The 18,393-nt window shown below is 73.0% G+C and carries 17 protein-coding genes and 1 riboswitch; of the genes, 7 read left to right on the forward strand and 10 right to left on the reverse strand.

All coding sequences use genetic code 11. The features are described 5' to 3' along the window. The first annotated feature begins 39 nt into the window (after positions 1-39). The gene (locus AB0F98_RS22115; RefSeq protein ID WP_357738141.1) at positions 40-1,008 is read left to right on the forward strand and encodes a Gfo/Idh/MocA family oxidoreductase; all 969 of its coding nucleotides are present in this window, start codon (positions 40-42) and stop codon (positions 1,006-1,008) included. A 97-nt stretch (positions 1,009-1,105) separates the two neighbouring features. Here AB0F98_RS22115 and AB0F98_RS22120 read toward each other — a convergent pair whose 3' ends face one another. The 4 genes from AB0F98_RS22120 to AB0F98_RS22135 form a co-directional block, all read right to left on the reverse strand. Beyond that, positions 1,106-2,113 (reverse strand): inorganic phosphate transporter, encoded by a 1,008-nt coding sequence (locus AB0F98_RS22120; RefSeq protein ID WP_357738143.1) that lies wholly within the window; start codon positions 2,111-2,113, stop codon positions 1,106-1,108. 4 nt (positions 2,114-2,117) lie between these two features. Further along, on the reverse strand, positions 2,118-2,744 hold the full coding sequence (locus AB0F98_RS22125; protein WP_076466922.1) for a DUF47 family protein: 627 nt from the start codon (positions 2,742-2,744) through the stop codon (positions 2,118-2,120). A gap of 129 nt (positions 2,745-2,873) precedes the next feature. Further along, on the reverse strand, positions 2,874-3,872 hold the full coding sequence (locus AB0F98_RS22130) for a PPK2 family polyphosphate kinase (protein ID WP_357738146.1): 999 nt from the start codon (positions 3,870-3,872) through the stop codon (positions 2,874-2,876). 156 nt (positions 3,873-4,028) lie between these two features. Next, positions 4,029-4,535 carry a DUF402 domain-containing protein gene (locus tag AB0F98_RS22135; protein ID WP_357738148.1) on the reverse strand — a complete coding sequence of 169 codons (507 nt, stop codon included), beginning with the start codon at positions 4,533-4,535 and terminating at the stop codon, positions 4,029-4,031. Between the two features lie 123 nt (positions 4,536-4,658). Here AB0F98_RS22135 and AB0F98_RS22140 point away from each other — a divergent pair, with 123 nt between their 5' ends. Beyond that, positions 4,659-6,812: an ATP-dependent DNA helicase gene (locus AB0F98_RS22140; RefSeq protein WP_357738150.1), complete on the forward strand. Its 2,154-nt coding sequence runs from the start codon at positions 4,659-4,661 to the stop codon at positions 6,810-6,812. A gap of 36 nt (positions 6,813-6,848) precedes the next feature. Here AB0F98_RS22140 and AB0F98_RS22145 read toward each other — a convergent pair whose 3' ends face one another. Beyond that, positions 6,849-8,201 carry an AI-2E family transporter gene (locus tag AB0F98_RS22145; protein ID WP_357738152.1) on the reverse strand — a complete coding sequence of 451 codons (1,353 nt, stop codon included), beginning with the start codon at positions 8,199-8,201 and terminating at the stop codon, positions 6,849-6,851. Positions 8,202-8,304: 103 nt separating this feature from the next. On the opposite strand from AB0F98_RS22145, the gene AB0F98_RS22150 reads away from it, so the two are divergent. Together AB0F98_RS22150 and AB0F98_RS22155 are read left to right on the forward strand one after the other, a co-directional pair. Beyond that, positions 8,305-8,643 carry a co-chaperone GroES gene (locus tag AB0F98_RS22150; protein WP_357738154.1) on the forward strand — a complete coding sequence of 113 codons (339 nt, stop codon included), beginning with the start codon at positions 8,305-8,307 and terminating at the stop codon, positions 8,641-8,643. A 120-nt stretch (positions 8,644-8,763) separates the two neighbouring features. Further along, positions 8,764-8,931, forward strand: coding sequence for a hypothetical protein (locus tag AB0F98_RS22155; protein ID WP_165947321.1), 168 nt, complete (start codon positions 8,764-8,766; stop codon positions 8,929-8,931). 76 nt (positions 8,932-9,007) lie between these two features. Here the strand turns inward: AB0F98_RS22155 and AB0F98_RS22160 are convergent, their stop codons facing one another. Next, positions 9,008-10,423 carry a PrsW family intramembrane metalloprotease gene (locus AB0F98_RS22160; RefSeq protein ID WP_357738156.1) on the reverse strand — a complete coding sequence of 472 codons (1,416 nt, stop codon included), beginning with the start codon at positions 10,421-10,423 and terminating at the stop codon, positions 9,008-9,010. Positions 10,424-10,488: 65 nt separating this feature from the next. Beyond that, positions 10,489-10,609, forward strand: a riboswitch (SAM riboswitch). Positions 10,610-10,654: 45 nt separating this feature from the next. Between AB0F98_RS22160 and AB0F98_RS22165 the strand changes: the two genes are divergently transcribed. Then, the gene (locus AB0F98_RS22165) at positions 10,655-11,920 is read left to right on the forward strand and encodes an aminotransferase class V-fold PLP-dependent enzyme (RefSeq protein WP_357738158.1); all 1,266 of its coding nucleotides are present in this window, start codon (positions 10,655-10,657) and stop codon (positions 11,918-11,920) included. Between the two features lie 95 nt (positions 11,921-12,015). Here the strand turns inward: AB0F98_RS22165 and AB0F98_RS22170 are convergent, their stop codons facing one another. Further along, positions 12,016-13,275: an FUSC family protein gene (locus tag AB0F98_RS22170; RefSeq protein WP_357738160.1), complete on the reverse strand. Its 1,260-nt coding sequence runs from the start codon at positions 13,273-13,275 to the stop codon at positions 12,016-12,018. 74 nt (positions 13,276-13,349) lie between these two features. On the opposite strand from AB0F98_RS22170, the gene AB0F98_RS22175 reads away from it, so the two are divergent. Beyond that, the gene (locus tag AB0F98_RS22175; protein ID WP_357738162.1) at positions 13,350-13,994 is read left to right on the forward strand and encodes a metal-dependent phosphohydrolase; all 645 of its coding nucleotides are present in this window, start codon (positions 13,350-13,352) and stop codon (positions 13,992-13,994) included. Here AB0F98_RS22175 and AB0F98_RS22180 read toward each other — a convergent pair. Beyond that, positions 13,876-14,277 carry a DUF4031 domain-containing protein gene (locus AB0F98_RS22180; protein WP_357738164.1) on the reverse strand — a complete coding sequence of 134 codons (402 nt, stop codon included), beginning with the start codon at positions 14,275-14,277 and terminating at the stop codon, positions 13,876-13,878. The two genes, AB0F98_RS22175 and AB0F98_RS22180, sit on opposite strands and share 119 nt — an antisense overlap. A 149-nt stretch (positions 14,278-14,426) precedes the next feature. Between AB0F98_RS22180 and AB0F98_RS22185 the strand changes: the two genes are divergently transcribed. Continuing rightward, positions 14,427-15,827, forward strand: coding sequence for an FAD-linked oxidase C-terminal domain-containing protein (locus AB0F98_RS22185; protein WP_357738166.1), 1,401 nt, complete (start codon positions 14,427-14,429; stop codon positions 15,825-15,827). Positions 15,828-15,867: 40 nt separating this feature from the next. Here the strand turns inward: AB0F98_RS22185 and AB0F98_RS22190 are convergent, their stop codons facing one another. Together AB0F98_RS22190 and AB0F98_RS22195 are read right to left on the reverse strand one after the other, a co-directional pair. Then, positions 15,868-16,398 carry a hypothetical protein gene (locus tag AB0F98_RS22190; RefSeq protein ID WP_357738168.1) on the reverse strand — a complete coding sequence of 177 codons (531 nt, stop codon included), beginning with the start codon at positions 16,396-16,398 and terminating at the stop codon, positions 15,868-15,870. Between the two features lie 75 nt (positions 16,399-16,473). Beyond that, entirely contained in the window at positions 16,474-18,300 is a 1,827-nt protein-coding gene (locus tag AB0F98_RS22195) for a glycerol-3-phosphate dehydrogenase/oxidase (RefSeq protein ID WP_357738170.1), read from the reverse strand. Positions 18,301-18,393 lie beyond the last annotated feature (93 nt).

An 18,393-nucleotide genomic window follows, 5' to 3' on the forward strand; every position in this document is an offset into this window, starting at 1 on the left:
ATGATCGCCCGTTCACCTGGCTGGACTAGCGTTGCCGCCATGACTCGTTGGGGCATCCTGGCCACCGGCCACATCGCCGCGCGCTTCGCCGAGGATCTCCGGCTGGTGCCGGACGCGGAGCTGGTCGCCGTCGGTTCGCGTACACCGGAGAGCGCGAAGCTCTTCGCTCAGAAGCACGACGTGCCGCGCGCGTACGGCTCCTGGGCGGAACTGGCCGCGGACCCGGAGGTCGACGCCGTGTACGTGGCGACGCCGCACTCCGCACACCACGCGGCCGCCATGACCTGCCTCTCGGCCGGACGGGCGGTGCTGCTGGAGAAGCCGTTCACGCTCGACGTGGCGACCAGCAAGGAACTCATCGACACCGCCCGCGCCGCCGGGGTCTTCCTCATGGAGGCCATGTGGATGCGGACCAACCCGGTGATCCTGCGCCTGGTCGAGCTGATCGCTGAGGGCGCGATCGGCACCGTGACCAGCGTGCAGGCCGACTTCGGGGTATCCGGGCCGTTCCCGCCCGAGCACCGGATGCGGGCCCGCGTGCTGGGCGGCGGCGCCCTGCTCGACCTGGGCATCTACCCGATCAGCCTGGCACACCTGCTGCTCGGGGTGCCCCAGCACGTCCGCTCCTGGGCCAAGATCGGCCCGGAGGGCGTGGACGAGAACACCGGCGTGGTCCTCGGCTACGACTCGGGCGCTGTCGCGACGCTCAGCTGCGGCATCGTCGGGGCCACCCCGCTGGTCGCCTCGATCACCGGCACCGCCGGTCGGATCGACCTGCCGGCGCCGTTCTTCCGGCCCGACTCGCTGACCCTGCACCGGGCCGGCGCCGAGCCGGAGACCGTCTCGTTGGACGTGCCCGGCGGCGGCTACCAGTACGAGGCGATCGAGGTGCAGCGCTGCCTGGCGGAGGGCCTGCTCGAGAGCCCGCTGGTGCCGCACTCCACCACTCTCGAGGTGATGACCCTGCTGGACACGATCCGCGGCCAGATCGGCGTCGACTACGCGTAAGCGTCGATCGGAGGTGAAACAGGGGCCCCGCCGTCGCTTCCGCGACGACCGGGGCCCCTGTTTCACCGGGCTCCTGCCTGCCGGTGGGGCGCCGGGCTCAGCCGAAGAGCGGGCGCACCAACAGGTACGCGATGCAGGAGATGATCGCCGCGGCGGGGAACGTGATGATCCAGGCGAGCACGATGTTGCCCGCCACGTTCCAGCGGACCGCGGAGAGCCGCTTCGTCGCACCCACGCCCATGATCGCCGAGGTGATCGTGTGCGTCGTGGAGATCGGCGCCTTGAGCACCAGTGCGTTGAAGTAGAGCACGGCGCTGGCGACCGTCTCGGCCGCGAAGCCCTCCGGCGGACCCAGATCGATGATCTTGCGGCCGAGGGTGCGGATGATCCGCCAGCCACCCGCGTACGTGCCGAGCGCCAGCATGGTCGCGGAGGTCCAGAAGACCCAGCCCGGGATGTGCGTCTTGCTCTCCTGGAAGCCGCCCGTGTAGAGCGCGAGGACCACGATGCCCATGGTCTTCGCCGCGTCCTGCATGCCGTGGCCGACCGACATGGCCGCCGCCGACGCGGTCTGCGCCCAGCGGAAGCCCCTATTCAGCTTGCCCGGCTGCCCCTTCCGGAACAGCCAGAGGATCGCGAGCATCACCAGGTAGCCCAGCGTGAGGCCGACGATCGGCGAGAGCACCATCGGCAGGATGACCTTCTCGACGATGTTCACCCACTGGACCACGCCGCCGGCGGCGAGGAGCGTGGCGCCGACCAGGCCACCGAACAGGGCGTGGGAGGACGACGACGGCAGGCCGAAGTACCAGGTGATGAGGTTCCAGCAGATCGCGCCGAGCACCCCGGCGAAGACGACCCCGAGGCTGCCCACCCCGGTGGGTAGCGTGACCAGGCCGTCGCCGACCGTCTTCGCCACGCCTGCGCCGAAGTGCGCTCCGACGAAGTTTCCGACGGCGGCCAGCAGGAGGGCGACCCGGGGTGTCAGCGCGCGGGTGGAGACGCTCGTCGCGATCGCGTTGGCGGCGTCGTGGAAACCGTTGGTGTAGTCGAACACCAGGGCAGCCGCGATCACCGCCAGAACGGCGATGAGTTCGGGGGTCACAGGATCAGGACTCCTTGACCGCGATGGTCTCGACGGTGTTGGCCACGTGCTCGAAGGCGTCGCACGCGGCTTCGAGCTCGTCGGCGACCTCCTTCATCTTCAGCACGGTCAAGGCGTCGTACTCGCCGGAGAAGAGACGGACGAGCAGCATCCGGTACGCCTGGTCCCCGTCGTTCTCCAGCCGGTTGCACTCGATCCAGTAGTCCTCGAGATCCTTCATCGACTTGAGCCGGGGCATCGCTTCGGCGGTCAGCTTCGCCTGCTGGTCGAGCACGTTGACCAGCTCGTGCATCTCCCGGGGCAGCGACGGCAGCTTCGTCAGGCCGTACAGGTAGAGGAGGTTCCCCACCGCCTCCAAGTGGTCCATCACGTCGTCGAGCAGCGACCCGAGCCGGTAGATGTCCTCCCGGTCGAACGGGGTGATGAAGGTAGAGTTGATCTTCTTGTACAGCTCGTGGGTGATCTGGTCGCTGTCGTGCTCCACCTCGGTCAACCGCTCGCTGACCGACTGCACCTCGACACCGGGCAGAGCCAGCTCGTTGAGCAGCTCGGTGCCCCGGACCAGGTTCTGCGCGGCCCTGGTGAAGAGCTCGTAGAAGGCCCCCTCGGTGGGGCGGAAGGAAAACTTCACAGCACGGACCTCGTCGTGTCGGTGGAAGGGTGGCGGACGCCGCCGGGACGCCTGCCCTGGGAATGCTAGGGAACGGCGGCGGCGGGAAATTCCCGGCCCACCCCAGGCCAGGCCACATTCATCGCTCGTTCACCTGCCGTTCACCTCTGGCGTCCCTCGCGCCTCGACGACCCCAGCTCGCAGCCGCTCCCGCTCCCGCTCCGGATCGAAACCGGCGGGCGGATACCCGAGGTCGAGGGTGTCGAACGTCTCTCGGAGCAGGTGGGCCACCGCCCAGTCCCGGTACCACTTGCGATCGGCGGGCACCACGAACCAGGGCGCGGCGTCCGTGCCACAACGGCCCAGCGCATCGGCGTACGCGGCCTGGTAGTCGTCCCAGCGGGCTCGGGCGGCCACGTCCGCCGGGTTGTACTTCCAGTACTTGCGCGGGTCGTCGAGCCGTTCGAGCAGGCGCTCGCCCTGTTCCGCGTACGAGATGTGCAACATGACCTTGATCAGGGTCACGCCGCTCTCGGTCAGCTCGCGCTCGAAGGCGTTGATCTCGTCGTACCGGGCCCGCCAGGTGGCCTCGGGCACCAGTGCCTCGACCCGGGCCACCAGCACGTCCTCGTAGTGGGAACGGTTGAAGACCCCCAGGTAGCCGGCGGCCGGCAGCGCCCGCCGGATCCGCCACAGGAAGTCGTGCCGCAGCTCTTCGGGGGTCGGCGGACCGAAGGAGCGGATGTGCAACCCCAGCGGATCCATGGCACCGGCGACCCGCTTGATCGTGCCGTCCTTGCCGCCGCAGTCCATCGCCTGGAGCACCAGCAGTACTCGCCGCGCCGGTCCCGGCCCACCCGGCCGGATGGACCCGCCCAGGGCCCCGGGACCGTCCACCGGACCCGGGTCGGGATCGGCGACCTTCGCCTCCGCGTAGAGCATCTCCTGCTGCCGGCCCAACTCGGCTCCGATCAGCCGCACCTGGGACCGGGCCCAGGCCTTCCGGCGCTCACCGGTCACCGCCTCGCCCGGCAGCCCCGGCGTGGACCGCGGGTCGACCGTGCCGAGGTCGACCGGCGCCGTCACCCTCAGCAGCCCCCGCAGGGGCCCGCCGACCGGCGCTACGACTTCCGTCTCACGAGGTGCCACCCTCGGATCATCACCCGTGGACGCCGAACCCGCGCGCCGACGCCGCCCCTCGACCCCTTCTCCGCCCGCTCACCGACCCCGACGATCATGAGGTTGGCGGGGGGTCTGACGATCGAACCCGCTGTCAACCTCATGATCAGCAGGCGCACGCGGGGTTCAGAGGACGAGGGTGAGCCATTTGCGGTAGGCGGTGGCGAAGGGCTCGGTGCCATTGTCGAGCGCGGTCAGGAGCCACCGCGCCGCGGCCTCCGCCTCGGCCACCAGCTCCTCCGGATAGCCGAAGCGCGCCCGGTGCTCGGCGAACTCGTCCTCGTCACGCAACTCCACGACGCCGGTCGCCCGCCGGCGAACCACGTCCAGGTCGAGGTCGTAGAGGTGGACGGTGTCGTCGGATTCCCAACGGGCCGGGCTGGCGATGTCGCAGTAGACCTCGCTGGTGCGGGGCGGCGGGTTGAACATGGCGGTCCACCACGCCTGGTGGGGCACCAGGAGCACGAACGGAATCTGCTCCACCGACGGGCGCCCGTGGTAGATCGACTTCGTGCCGACCGGTACGCCGAGCCAAACCCCGAGGTCGTCCTCTGCGAGCCGGCGGGCCGGGTAGTCGCGGTGGGCGCTGCCGTCGTACTTGCGGTAGATCACGCGGACCACGTCGCTCGGCATGAATCGCACCCTAACCGATATCGCCCACTCGTCGTAGCGCCGACGTAACGGGCTGGAACCCGACGGGCCGCCACGCGGCGGAGGGGCGCGACCGGTGTCGGCGGCGGCGGGTACCGTCGCACGGTGACCCTGCCCCGCGCCGCCACCGGTTCCAGCACCCCGTCGGGCCGTACGGGGCGGCGTCGCGGCACCCGGCCGAGCAGCGAGAAGCTGCTCGCCGCCGCCGTCGGGGCCGTCCCCGGTGGCACCGCCCGCCCCGGCCAGCAGCAGATGACGGCCGCGATCGAGGAGTGCGTGGCCTCCCGCGAGCACCTGCTGGTGCAGGCCGGCACGGGCACCGGGAAGTCCCTGGGTTACCTGGCTCCGGCGCTCACCGTCGACGGGCCGGTGGTCGTCTCCACCGCCACCCTCGCGCTCCAGTCCCAGCTCGTCGACCACGACCTGCCCCGGCTGGCCGACGCGGTCGAGCCGCTGCTCGGCCGCCGGCCCACGTTCGCCGTGCTGAAGGGGCGACACCACTACCTCTGCCTGGCCCGGCTCGACAACTCGACCGAGGACGAACCGACCGACGGTCTCTTCGACGCGCCGTCCCCCGGCCCGGCCGGCGGCAAGTGGCTCGGCGAGGCCGGCCGGCTGGGCAAGCAGGTTCAGCGGCTACGGGACTGGGCCACGGAGACCGCGACCGGGGACCGGGACGAGCTGGATCCGGGCGTCGACGACCAGGCCTGGCGCCTGGTCTCCATGCCTGCCCGGGAGTGCGTCGGGGCGACCCGCTGCCCGTTCGGCGCGGAATGCTTCGCCGAGGCGTCCCGGGCCCGGGCACGCGAGGCGGACATCGTCGTCACCAACCACAGCCTCCTCGCGGTGGACATGCTCGCCGGGCGGCAGATCGTGCCACCGCACAAGCTGCTCATCGTCGACGAGGCGCACGAACTGGCCGATCGGGTCTCCTCGGCTGCACAGGCCGAGCTGGTGCCGGAGCTGATCGACCGGTCCACCCGTCGGGCCCGACCGCTGCTGAAGCCGGAGACCGCGGAGGCGCTCACCGCCGCCGGCGACGCGCTCGCGGTGGGGCTGGCCGAGGCGCCGGCCGGGCGACTCACCGCCGGCCTGCCCCCGCCGCTGCGCGAGGCCTGCACCCTCCTCGACGCGGCCACCCGTGCCGCGCTCGACGCCATCGGGGACGTCAAGTCCGACGACCCCGACCCGGTACGCAAGCAGCAGGCCCGAGCCGTGCTGGACGAGCTGTCGACCACGGCGCAGCGGCTGCTGGAGGAGAACGAGCACGACGTGGCCTGGGTCGAGAAGCCCGACAACGGCAGCCGACGGGCGCTGGTGGTGGCCCCGCTGTCGGTCGCCGGCACCCTCGCCACCCACCTCTACGAGGACCGCACCGTGGTGGCCACCTCGGCCACCCTGACCCTCGGCGGCCGGTTCGACACGGTGGCCCGGGCGTTGGGGCTGGAGGCCCCGGCCGCTTCGCCGCCCTCCCCGGCGGCCGCCGCCCTGGCCGCCTCCACCAGCAGGAGCGGCCGCTCCGGCACGAGCCCCGGCGGCACCCACGGCGAGGCGGAACGCGAGGCGGGCGGGGCGGCCACGAGCGGGCCGGGCTGGCGATCACTGGACGTCGGTTCGCCGTTCGACTACGCCCGGCAGGGCATCCTGTACGTCGCCGCGCACCTGCCCAGGCCGAGTGTCTCGGGCCTGCCCGACGCGGCCGGTGAGGAGCTGCTGGAGCTGGTCCAGGCGCTCGGTGGTCGTACCCTCGGGCTCTTCTCCTCGCGGCGGGCCGCGCAGCAGGCGGCGGAGCTGGTCCGCGCGCGGACCGACCTGCCGGTTCTGCTGCAGGGCGAGGACGCGCTGCCCCTGTTGGTCCGCCGGTTCCGCGAGGAGCGCGAGACCTGCCTGTTCGGGGTGATGTCGCTCTGGCAGGGGGTGGACGTGCCCGGCGACTCCTGCCAGCTGGTGGTGATCGACCGGCTGCCCTTCCCCCGGCCCGACGAGCCGCTCGCGGCGGCCCGGGCGGCCGCCGTGGACGCCAGCGGCGGCTCGGGTTTCGCCGCGGTCAGCGTGCCGATCGCGGCCATCCGGCTCGCGCAGGGAGTGGGACGACTCATTCGGGCGACCGGCGACAAGGGAGTGGTCGCCGTGCTCGACTCGCGATTGGAGACGGCTCGCGGCTACGGCCCGTTCCTGCGCTGCTCGCTGCCGCCGTTCTGGTACACCACGCGGCGAGACGTCGTCCAGGGCGCGCTGAAGCGTCTCGCCGCGTCCTGACCCGACCGTTGCGGTCCGGCGTGGACGGAGGGGTCGTCAGGGGGTCTGCGAGGCGACCACCACTGCGTCCGGCGGGGTCGCCGGCACCGTACGGGCGGCGAGGCGGCGGATGGCCGTGTTCAGGACCGCGATCAGCGGTACGGCGACCAGCGCGCCGGTGATTCCGGCGAGCACCACGCCGGCGGCGATACCGATGATCACTGCGAGCGGGTGGATGGCCACCGCACGACCCATGATCAGTGGCTGGAGGACGTGCCCCTCCACCTGCTGGACGCCGATCACGACGCCGAGGATGATCAGCGCGGTCACCGGCCCGCTGTCGACGAGTGCGACCAGCACGGCCACCCCGCCGGAGAGCGCCGCCCCGACGATCGGGATGAACGCCCCCAGGAAGACGAGCGCGGCGAGCGGGAAGGCGAACGGGATGTCGAAGATGACCAGGAAGATGCCGATGCCGACGGCGTCGATGAAGGCGACCAGCACGGTGGCCCGTACGTAGGCCACCAGCGTCCCCCACGCGGCCCGGCCGGCGTCGTCCACCCGCCAGCGGGCGGCCACGGGGAGCAGCCGCACCAGGAAGCGCCAGATCCGATTGCCGTCACGCAGGAAGAAGAACGTGGCGAAGAGCACCAGCAGCAGACCGGTGACCACCTCGGCGACGGTGCCCGAGATGGTGGTCGCCGCATCCGTGAACCGGCCGGTGTTCTCACTGACCCACTTCTGGCCCTCCTCGATGTAGCGATCCAGCTGGCTGTCGGAGACGTGCAGCGGGCCGGTCTTCAGCCACTCCTGGATCTGCCGGACACCCTGCGAGGACTTCTCGCTCAGCTCCGGCACGCCCTTGATGAACTCGTTCACCACCAGGGTCAGCGTGCCGACCACCGCGGCCAGACCGCCGACCAGCACCACCCCGGTCGCCAGCGACCGGGGGAAGCGGATCCGCAGCAGCCAGCCCACCGCGGGCGCCAGCAGAGCCGACAGCAGCAGCGCGATGGCGAGCGGAATGATCACGATGCGGATCGTGCCGACGATCCGCAGCAGCGCCCAGGCGACCAGGCCGATCACGATCAGACGCCACGACCAGGCGGCGGCGATGCGCAGCGCGTGCGGCACCTCGGCGTCGTCCCGGCTGGTGGTGCTCGGCGGCGGGGGCGGCGGCAGTTCCTCGTCGACCATCGTCGCCGTCGGCGGCGCCACCGGGCCCGGCGACGTCGGCGCGGTCACGCCGGCCCCGACGGGAACGTCGCTCGAGGTGGCCCGCGCGGATCGTCTGGACGACCGCACCGTCTCGTACGCACGACGGAATCGGTCGCGTACCCGCTCGAAGCGGCTCAAGCGCACCTCCTGGCATGACGGCCGGTCCGCCCACGGTGACAGGTCGGACAGCATACGCCGGCCTTCGACACCATAGGCCTCTTCCGCAACATTGCCCTGGCCACCGTGACGGTAACCACCGGTCGAGGGGCGGGGGCGACACGGTAGCGTCTGCGACGTGACCGCCGACAAGGATCTCGACTCCGGCCTGCCCATCCGCCTGCTGCACGACCGCGTGCTGGTCAAGGTGGAGGGGAGCGAGGGCGAGCGCCGCTCCAGCGCCGGCATCGTGATCCCGGCGACCGCAGCGGTGGGCAAGCGTCTGGCCTGGGCCACCGCCGTCGGGGTGGGTCCCAACGTCCGTTCCATCGTCTCCGGCGACCGGGTCCTCTTCGACCCCGACGACCGGTCGGAGGTCGAACTGCACGGGCGGGGGTACGTGCTGCTGCGCGAGCGGGACGTGCACGCGGTCGCCGCCGAGCGGGTGGAGGTCGACGCCACCGGGCTCTACCTCTAGCCCTCGCCCCGCAGGCCCGCGCCGGAGGGCACCGTCTCTCCCGCCGCCGACGTCACGGACGCCGTTTGCACCGCTCCCCGCCGGGAAGCCAGCCCGCACCACCGGCCCTGGGGAGGGACGATGCCCGAATGGATCAGGAAGCTGCTGTTCTGGGGCTTCATCGCGTTCCTGATCTACTTCATGGCGTTCCGGCCGGACGGCGCGGCGAACATCTTCAAGGCGATCGGGGCGGGACTGGTGGCCATGTTCCAGGGACTCGGTGACTTCCTCACCAGCCTGATGACCTGACCCGGCCGGCGACCCGCGCCGGGCCGCCCGAGCACCCGCACCGGTCGGCACCGGCTCGCACTCCGGCGCCGGCCGGTCAGGCGTGCCAGGGCGGGCCGGGCTGCGGCACGTGCCAGCCCGGCGGCGCGGGCGCGGGTGGTGGCCCGCCCAGCACCACCGGGATCGGCACCACCGGCTCGTCCGGCGCGTTCACGGTCCGCTCGGAGCCGTCCGGAAAACGCAGGTGGTAACGGTCACCGTCCCACACCCCGGCGGGCGCCTGCGGGTCCCGGCCGACGAAGAACGAGCGGTACGCCGTGATCGCCTCCAGCAGCTCCCGCTCTTCCCGGGCGGTCCGCTCCCGATCCGCCGCCTTCCGATCGAGGCCGCGCAGCGACCCGTCGCGCAACAGCGCCAGCCGGGTGGCCGCGAACTGGTAGCCGCGCATCGCCTTCACCCCGGCGTCCCCGGCCACCCGTCGCGCCCAGGCCCGGGCCGCGTGCCGGCGGCCGAGGCTGCTCAGCGCCGCCACCTCGGGCGGGCTCAGCCAGCCGGCCCGGACGTAGTCCGGCAGCCTGCGCTCGGTGAGCCGCCCCTCCCAGGCCCGTAGCCAGACGGCCAGCCCGACCATGCCGAAGAAGATCGGCACCATCAGGCCGATGAAGCCGTACAGCATGATCAGCGGCTGGTTGGTGGCCTGGCTGAGTGTCGGCAGCAGGTTCCACGTGCCGTGCAGCATCATGGCCACCAGCAGCCCCGCGAGGGGGGCGAGCACTCGGACCCGGCGGTCGGCCGTACGGGCGGCGATGCCGAGCCCCACGCCGGTCATCGAGGTGAAGAGCGGATGGGCGAACCCGAACAGCAGGATCCGGACGATGAAGATGGCGATGACCTGCTGCGCCCCGGTCGCCGGCCCGTACCGGTCGACACCTGTCGCGAAGCCGTACCCGCCGAGGTAGAGGATGTTCTCCACCATCGCGAAGCCGACCGCCGAGAGCCCGCAGTAGACCAGCCCGTCGGTGATCCCGGACCACTCCCGTCGCCGGAACACCAGCAGCAGGATCGGCCCGAGTGCCTTGGTCGACTCCTCGACGAAGGGTGCGACCAGCACTCCGGTGAGCGCGGCCGGCAGTTTCGCGTGGGCGATCTGGCCGGCCGCGAAGTCGTTCACCGTCAGCGAGGCGGCGGTGGCGACGAACGCGCCCCAGGTGAAACAGAAGATCAGGTACTTCAGTGGCTCGGGCTCGTACCGGTCGAGCCAGAGGAAGCAGGCGACCAGCACGGGCACCGGCAGGAGAGCGGCCACCGTACCGATCAGCAGCGCCTGCACGCCGATGTTCTCGCCGATCGTGTAGACCATGAAGACCGCGCACGCCGCGATGAGGAGCACCAGCCCGGCGAGCACCAGGAACCGCCGCCAGCCCAGCCGGCGCAGCGGCATCCGGAGCGCGCCACCCGGACCGGGCGGAACGGACGGCGACGGCGGCGCGCTGCCGGGCGGGGTGTCGGCCATGCGGTCAGCCTAGCCATCGCCGGCCGGGTGGTTCTGGCGCATCGGCAGCCGCTATGCTGCCGACAGGTCACGAGCGCCAGCGTCAAGCCCCGGCTTGCTGGCCGGCAACCCTCGTCGAGTTCGCGGTGGGGTGCCCCGGGTGATGACCGGGCCCGGCCCGATCCGCGTGCCGGGCAAGCGCGGACCCCGTCCCGACGTAGCCCCGGGGTCCCTGGCCCGGGAGGTTCCCGCGTGTCCGTCGCCCTCGTATCCCCGATCGCCACCCTGCCGGCCGCTCCGGCCGACGCCGAGCCGCTCGGCGTGCTCGGCGTACCGGGTGAGATCAATCTCGACTACGCGGCCACCGCGCCGTGCGCGCGGGTCGCGGCCGACGCGGTGGCTGCGCTGCTGCCGTGGTACGCGAGCGTGCACCGCGGCGCCGGGGCTCTCTCCCGCCGCTGCACGCTCGCCTACGAGCAGGCCCGGCAGACGGTGGGTGACTTCTTCGGCGCTCGGGCCGAAGACCACGTGATCTTCACCCGCAACACCACGGACGCGCTGAACCTGCTGGCCCGGGCGTTGCCCGCGGGCACCACCGTGGTCACCTTCGGCGGCGAGCACCACGCGAACCTGCTGCCCTGGCCGCGTGGCTCGGTCCGGCTGCCCGTGCCCGCGGACCCGGGCGGGGCGGTACGCGCCCTGGACGCGGCGCTCGCCGAGCTACGCCGGGCGGCGCAGCCCGGGCTGCCGGTACTGGTGGCGGTCACCGGGGCGAGCAACGTGACCGGCGAACGCTGGCCGGTGGCCGAGCTGGCCCGGGTGGCCCGGCGCCACGGAGCCCGGATCGCCCTGGACGCCGCGCAGCTCGCCCCACACGCGCCGGTCGATCTGCTGGCGCTGGACGTCGACTATCTCGCCGTCTCCGGCCACAAGCTCTACGCCCCGTTCGGGGCCGGAGCGCTGATCGGCCGGGCGGACTGGCTCGACGCCGCGCAGCCGTACCTGGCCGGCGGTGGCGCCACGGCCCGGGTCGGGGCGGCCACCCACGAGGTCACCTGGGCGGTCGGGCCGGCGCGGCACGAGGGGGGAACCCCGAATCTGTTGGGGGCGGTCGCGCTGGCCGCCGTCTGCGACGCGCTCGCGGACGCGGACCGTGCGGCGCTGCACGACCGGGAGCAGCGCCTGCTCGACCGGCTGCGCGACGGCATCGCGGCGCTGCCGCACGTCGTGGAGCTGCGCACCTTCGGTCCCGACGCGCCCCGGGTGGGCATCGTCTCCTTCGTGGTGGCGGGACGGGACTCCGCCGACGTGGCCGCCGAACTGGCCCGGGAGCACGCCATCGGGGTACGCGACGGGTTGTTCTGCGCCCACCCGCTCGCCCAGCGACTGCTCATCGAGGCGGCCACGCGCGCCGGACGGCGGGACCTGCCGCCGACGGCGCTGCGGGCCAGCATCGGACTGGGCAGCACGGAGGAGCACGTCGACCGGCTGCTCGCGGCCCTCGCCACGTTCGCCTGAGCGCCCGGCGGCGGACCGCCGGTCGGTCCCCGGCCCAACGGCGGTCCGCCCGGCCGGCTGGCACGCACCGCGTGCCCGGCCGGCCGGGCGGCGGGTCAGCCGATCGGAGGCGCTACGGGGGGTTTCGGCCGTCCGCCGTCCGGTTCGGGACGGCCGCCCGGGGGCACGTTGTGATCGCCGAAGGACTGCCGGATCAGCCGGTTCGCCTCCTCCTGCTCGATGCCGGAGGCGACCAGCAGGTCACTCGCCGCCGTCCGGACCTGGGCCACGACCACGCTGCCGGAGAAACCCACCCCCTCGTCGTACGCCCGGCCGGCCTCGCTGACCGCGCGCAGCGACCGCTCCCGGGCCTCCTGCGGCTCGTCGCCGACGGCGAACTCGTGTCTGAGCAGGCGCACCGCCTCCGCGAGGTGGTCGATCGCGTCCGGCATCGGCTCGGGGACCGGCTCCTCGTCCTCGATCAGGGTCACCGCGCGGCGGATGAGTGTGCCGCTGTTGCGCATCGCCCGGTCGATCGGGTCGGCCGCCTCCGCGTAGTGGGTCAACTCGTTGCGGCGGTGCCACCGGGCCGGTGACAGGGTCGCGGTCTCCTTCGCACCATCGATCGCCTCGACGAAGGTGGCCAGCTCCGACTTGTTGTCACGGAGCCGGTCCAGCGCCCGCTGGACCCGGGCGCGATCCCGGTTGCGCAGTCCCTCGGCGGTGGCGTCGAGCTGCGTGGCGAGCAGATCGAGCGCCGGCCGGGCGGCCCGGTTGAGCACCCGGAGCGGGTTGAGCGGCAGCAGGATCGCGGTCACCAGCAATGCGACCCCGCCGCCGAGGAAGGCGTCGACGAACCGAGGTATCTCCAGGTTCATCGTGGAGGGGCTCAGCGTCACGATCAGTACGGCGGTGGCCGCCGCCTGGATCACGATCGCCACGCTCGCGCCCGCGAAGATCGTCAGCAGGATGGCCGCGGTGACCACGAGGCCGAGTTGCCAGGCCCCGGTGCCGAGGACGTAGATCAGGCCGTCGCCGATCGCCACCCCGATCGCCACCCCGACGATCAGCTCCACCGTGCGCCGGAACCGCTGGCCGACGGAGGCCGCCAGGGTGCCGACCGCCGAGATGGGAGCGAAGACCGGCTGCGGGTTGCCGAGCAGGCGGTGCGACACCAGGTACGCCAACAGGGCCGCCAGCCCGGCCTGCACGGCCAGCCCGGCGGCCATCCGGACCCGGTGCAGCCGATCGTGCAGGGTCGCCTTGCTGATGTGGCGGACCTGCTCCATCGCGTCGGCGATACGCGCACTGTCGACGTCGGCGACCAGCTCCCGAGGGCGCACTCGCCTGATCCGTCCACGCTCGCGGGTCGCCATGTCCGCTACTACCCGAGGTGTGCCGGGTGAATCCTCGCTTCCGCACCGTTCCCCGGCTGGGGCAGACTCGTCGCGTGGCCGACCTACTCGAACGGTGGCGGGCGGCGGCCCGGGGCGCCGGGGCGACCGGCCCGGCCGGGCTGACCGACGCCGGGGAAGAGCTGATCCACCGGTGGCGGGAGCCGCACCGGCACTACCACACCGTCGACCATCTGCGCGCCGTGCTCGACGTGGTCGATCGGCACGCCGAGCTGGCCGTACGACCGGATCTGGTCCGGCTGGCCGCGTGGTGCCACGACGCGGTCTACGACCCCCGCGCCGGCGGCGACGCGAACGAACAGGACAGCGCCGAGCTGGCCGTCCGACTGCTCACCGGCCTCGGGCTGCCGCCCGACACGGTGGCGGAGGTCCGCCGGCTGGTGCTGCTCACGGCCGGGCACCTGGTCGACGCCGGGGACACCGACGGCGCCCTGCTCTGCGACGCCGACCTCGCGGTGCTGGCCGCGCCGCCTGCGGCGTACGGACGGTACGCGGCGGCGGTGCGGCGCGAATACGCACACGTGCCCGAACCGGACTTCCGGATCGGCAGGGCACGGGTGCTCAACGGGCTGCTCGGCCTGCCCGCGCTGTTCCGGTCACCTCCGCTGGCCCACCGATGGGAGCAGCCGGCACGGACGAACCTGCGCCGCGAGCTGGCGACCCTGGCCGCCCCGGCGTAGCGGAACCACCGGCCTGCGCCGTCCGCACCAGGTGCTTCGGCCGGCGCAGCCCGGCACCGCGGAGCAGCCGGACCAGCTCGCGGCTGGGCACCACCCGCGCACCGAGCCAGACGGCCATCGGGAACCGGTCGGCAGGGATGTCGTAGTGGTCCCGGTCGAAGCCGCGCCGGGGCGCACCGAGCGCCTCGGCGAACGCGTGCAGTTCCGCGTAGGAGACGTCGCTGATCAGATGGGACCAGAGCCGGCCGCGGGACGGCCAGGCGGGCCGATCCAGGTAGAGCATGGCCGTAAACCTAGCGCGGTGTCCGGGGACACCGGCGGTGTCTCGGCGAGGGCCGGGCGACGGTCCGACGCGACCCGGTGAACGATCCTGGACGGCCACCGCAGTGGATCATGTTGATGAACGGCGTACGGGCACCTAGCCTCTCCTGCATGGCCGGTTCCCCCCTCATCGACGAACTGCGTGCCGCCCTCGGCGAGAGCGCCGTGCTGACCGATCCGGACCTGCTCCGGACGCACGAACGCGACGAAGCCGACCTCTGCGCCGCCGGCACTCCGTTGGTCGTCACCCGCCCGCGCAGCACCGAGGAGGTGGTGGCCGTTGTCCGGGCCGCGGCCCGGCACGGCGTACCGGTGGTGCCGCAGGGAGCCCGTACCGGCCTCGCGGGCGCCGCGAACGCGGTGGACGGCGCGGTGGTGCTCAGCACCGTCGCCATGAACGAGATCCGGGAGATCGACCCGGTGAGCCGGATCGCGGTGGTGCAGCCGGGCGTGGTGAACGCGACGCTGGCCGCCGCGGTGGCGAAGCAGGGGCTCTGGTACCCGCCGGACCCGGGCTCCTGGGAGTCCTCCACCATCGGCGGCAACGTCGCCACCAACGCCGGCGGCATGTGCTGCGTGAAGTACGGCGTGACCACCGAGTACGTGCTCGGCCTGGAGGTGGTGCTCGCCTCCGGCGAGGTGCTGCGTACCGGCCGCCGGACGGCGAAGGGCGTCGCCGGATACGACCTCACCAGGCTCTTCGTCGGCTCGGAGGGCACCCTCGGCGTGGTCACCGAGGTGACGGTCGCGCTGCGCCCGGCCCCGGCGGAGTCGCTCACCCTGGTCGCGGTCTTCCCCACCACGGCGACCGCGGGCACGGCGGTGGCGGAGATCGCCGCCCGCGGGCTCAGCCCGAGCCTGCTGGAACTGCTGGACCAGACCCACCTGCGGGCCATCGAGGCGTACCGGCCGATGGGCCTGCGTACCGACGCCCAGGCGCTGCTGCTGGCCGCCGCCGACACCGGCGCCCGGGCCGCGGACGACCTCGCCGCACTGGCGGAGGTGTGCGAGGCGGCCGGTGCCGATGAGGTCTACGCGGCCACCGACGCGGTCGAGGCGGCCGCCCTGCTCCAGGCCCGCCGGCTCGCTCACCCCGCGATGGAGAAGTTCGCCGCGGACGCGTACCCGGGGGGCAACGGCGGCCTGGTCATCGACGACGTGGCGGTGCCCCGCGGCTCGCTCGCCGCGCTGCTCGACGGGCTGTCCCGGATCGCGACGGAGTGCGACGTGCCGATCGGCGTCGTGGGGCACGCCGGAGACGGCAACATGCACCCGAACATCGTGGTGGACCGTGCCGACCCGGCCAGCCTGGCGCGCGGCCGGCGCGCCTTCGACGAGATCATGCGGCTCGGGCTGGAACTCGGCGGCACCTGCACCGGCGAACACGGCGTGGGCCTGCTCAAGCGGGAGTGGCTGGCACGCGAGATCGGGCCGGTGGGCGTACGCGTGCACCAGGCGATCAAGGCGGCGCTGGACCCGACCGGGCTGCTGAACCCCGGCAAGGTGCTCTGAGCCTCCGGCGCGGGCGGGGTCGGCGGCGCGGCGGCCCCGTTCAGCCCTTCAGCTCGGCCGGCGTGGCCTGGGTGAGCAGCAGGAGGATCTCGCCCGCGATCCGCGGATCCTCCACCCCGGGGCAGTCCTCGGTGGTGATCGACCCGACGGCGGTGAGCAGGCTGGAGGTCAGCGCGTCGATGCAGGTGGACCGGTAGTGCCGTGCCTGGTCGGTCTCCGCGGCGAGCGCCGGGTCGGTGAGGAGCTGCTGCAACCGGTTCACCTGCTCCGGGGCGAGGCTGCCGGTGGAGTTCACCCCGTCCCCGGCGCAGTCGAGGCACTTCCAGACGCCGTCCCGCTCGACCTGGAGGGTGCGCAGCGGGCCGTACTCGCCGAGCTTCTGGAAGAGGCTCACCTGGCCGTCCCCCACGGTCGTCGGGGCGCCCGGCTGCGGTAGCACGCTGGCCGGATCGTTCGGCGCGGGCACCGGCTCCTCGGTGGACGCGTGGACCAGGGTGCAGCCGGTCAACGTGGCGACCAGCAGCGCGCTGAGGAGAGGGCCGAGCAGACGGGAACGGGAACGGCGTGACACTCGCCGCAGGCTACGGCAACGCCGGTTGTGCCTGGTAGCCCTACAGCTCGGTAGCTTACGGGTCACCGGCGGCGGTCAGCTGGAGGGCAGCTCCGCCGGGTCGCCGTCGCCGCCCCGGTCGGCGGCGTACCCGCGCACGTCCGGCGCGCCGAGTCGGACCGCGTCGGCCGCGACGTCGTCCGGCATCAGCTGCGACTCCCGCTCCGCCTCGACCCGGGCCCGGTAGTGCTCCACCTCGTGGGTCCGGCGCGCCGCGTCCCAGCCGAGCACCGCGCCCATCAGTTCAGCGGCGTGCTCCGCCGACTCGACGCCGCGGTGACTGGTCTCGATCGAGATCCGGGTACGCCGGGTGAGCACGTCCTCCAGGTGCAGCGCCCCCTCGGCCCGGGCCGCGTACGTGACCTCGGCGGCCAGGTACTCCGGTGCTCCGGCCAGCGGGATGCCGAGCAGCGGCTCGGCGTCGATCAGCGCGAGGACGTCCAGGGTGAGGGTGCCGTACCGCTCCAGCAGGTGCTCCACCACCCCGACCGGCACGCCGTGTCGCCGCGCCAGGTCGGCCCGGTCCCGCCACATCGCGGTGTACCCGTCCGCGCCGAGCAACGGCAGGTCGGCGGTGCGCGACGCGCGCACCCCACCGAGGCGCCGCGCGGCCCGGTTCACCACGTCCGAGGCCATCACGCGGTACGTCGTGTACTTGCCGCCGGCCACCAGCAGCAGCCCGAGCATCGGCTCCACGACCGCGTGCTCACGGGAGAGCTTCGAGGTGGAGTCCGCCTCACCCGCCAGCAGCGGGCGCAGCCCCGCGTACACGCCCTCGATGTCCGCCGTGGTGAGCGGCCGGTCCAGCACCGTGTTGACCTGATCGAGCAGGTAGTCGATGTCGCTCGCGGTCGCGGCCGGATGGGAGCGGTCCAGCTGCCAGTCCGTGTCGGTGGTGCCGATGATCCAGTGACCGCCCCACGGGATGACGAAGAGGACGCTTCTGGCCGTACGCAGGATCAGGCCGGCCTCGCCCGTGATCGCCGAGCGGGGCACCACCAGGTGCACACCCTTGGAGGCCCGTACGCGCAGCCCGGGCCGCAGCCCGACGTCGTTCAACATCCGCGCCATGTCGTCGCTCCACACACCGGTGGCGGCGATGACCGTACGGGCCCGCACCTCGAACTCGGCATCCGGCGAGCCGGCCGGTGCCTCCATGTCGCGTACGCGGACCCCGGTGACCTCCCGCGCCTGCCGGATCAGGCCGACGGCCCGGGCGCTGCTCACCACGGTGGCACCGAGGCTGGCCGCGGTGCGGGCCAGGGTCACCACCAGCCGGGCGTCGTCGACCTGGCCGTCGTAGTAGCGGATCGCCCCGGCGAGCACGTCGGCGCGCAGACTCGGGAAGATCCGGCGGGCCCCCTCCCGGGTCAGGTGCCGGTGCAGCGGCATGCCGCGGCCGGTGCCGAAGATCCCGGCGAACGCGTCGTACGTCGCCACCCCGGTGCCGTAGTAGGAGCGGCGGAAGACCCGTCCCGGCAGGTCGCGCACGCCTCGACCGGCGGGGAGCGGCACCAGGAACGGCACCGGCCGGACCAGGTGCGGCGCCAGCCGGGTGGCCAGCAGCCCACGCTCGGTGAGCGCCTCGTGGACCAGGTGGAACTCCAACTGCTCCAGGTAGCGCAGCCCGCCGTGGATCAGCTTGCTGGAGCGGCTGGAGGTGCCGGCGGCGAGATCGCGCGCCTCGACCAGGGCCACCTTCAGCCCTCGGGAGGCCGCGTCCAGGGCAGCGCCCGCCCCGGTCACGCCACCGCCGATCACCAACACATCGAACCGCTCCGCCCGAAGTTTGCGCAGGTCACTGCTACGACGGTCGGGTGACAGCCGGCCGGCGAGGGATCGGGAGACGTTGGGGTCGCGCACCCGTCCACCGTAACCGCCGGGCACATCCGGCGGCACGTCGCAGGGCGCGCCCCGCCGGCCCGACCGGTGCGCACCCGGGGGTCACCCGCAGCC

Origin of the sequence: Micromonospora sp. NPDC023737, from assembly GCF_040639715.1 — a bacterium.
Taxonomy (GTDB): Bacteria; Actinomycetota; Actinomycetes; order Mycobacteriales; family Micromonosporaceae; genus Micromonospora.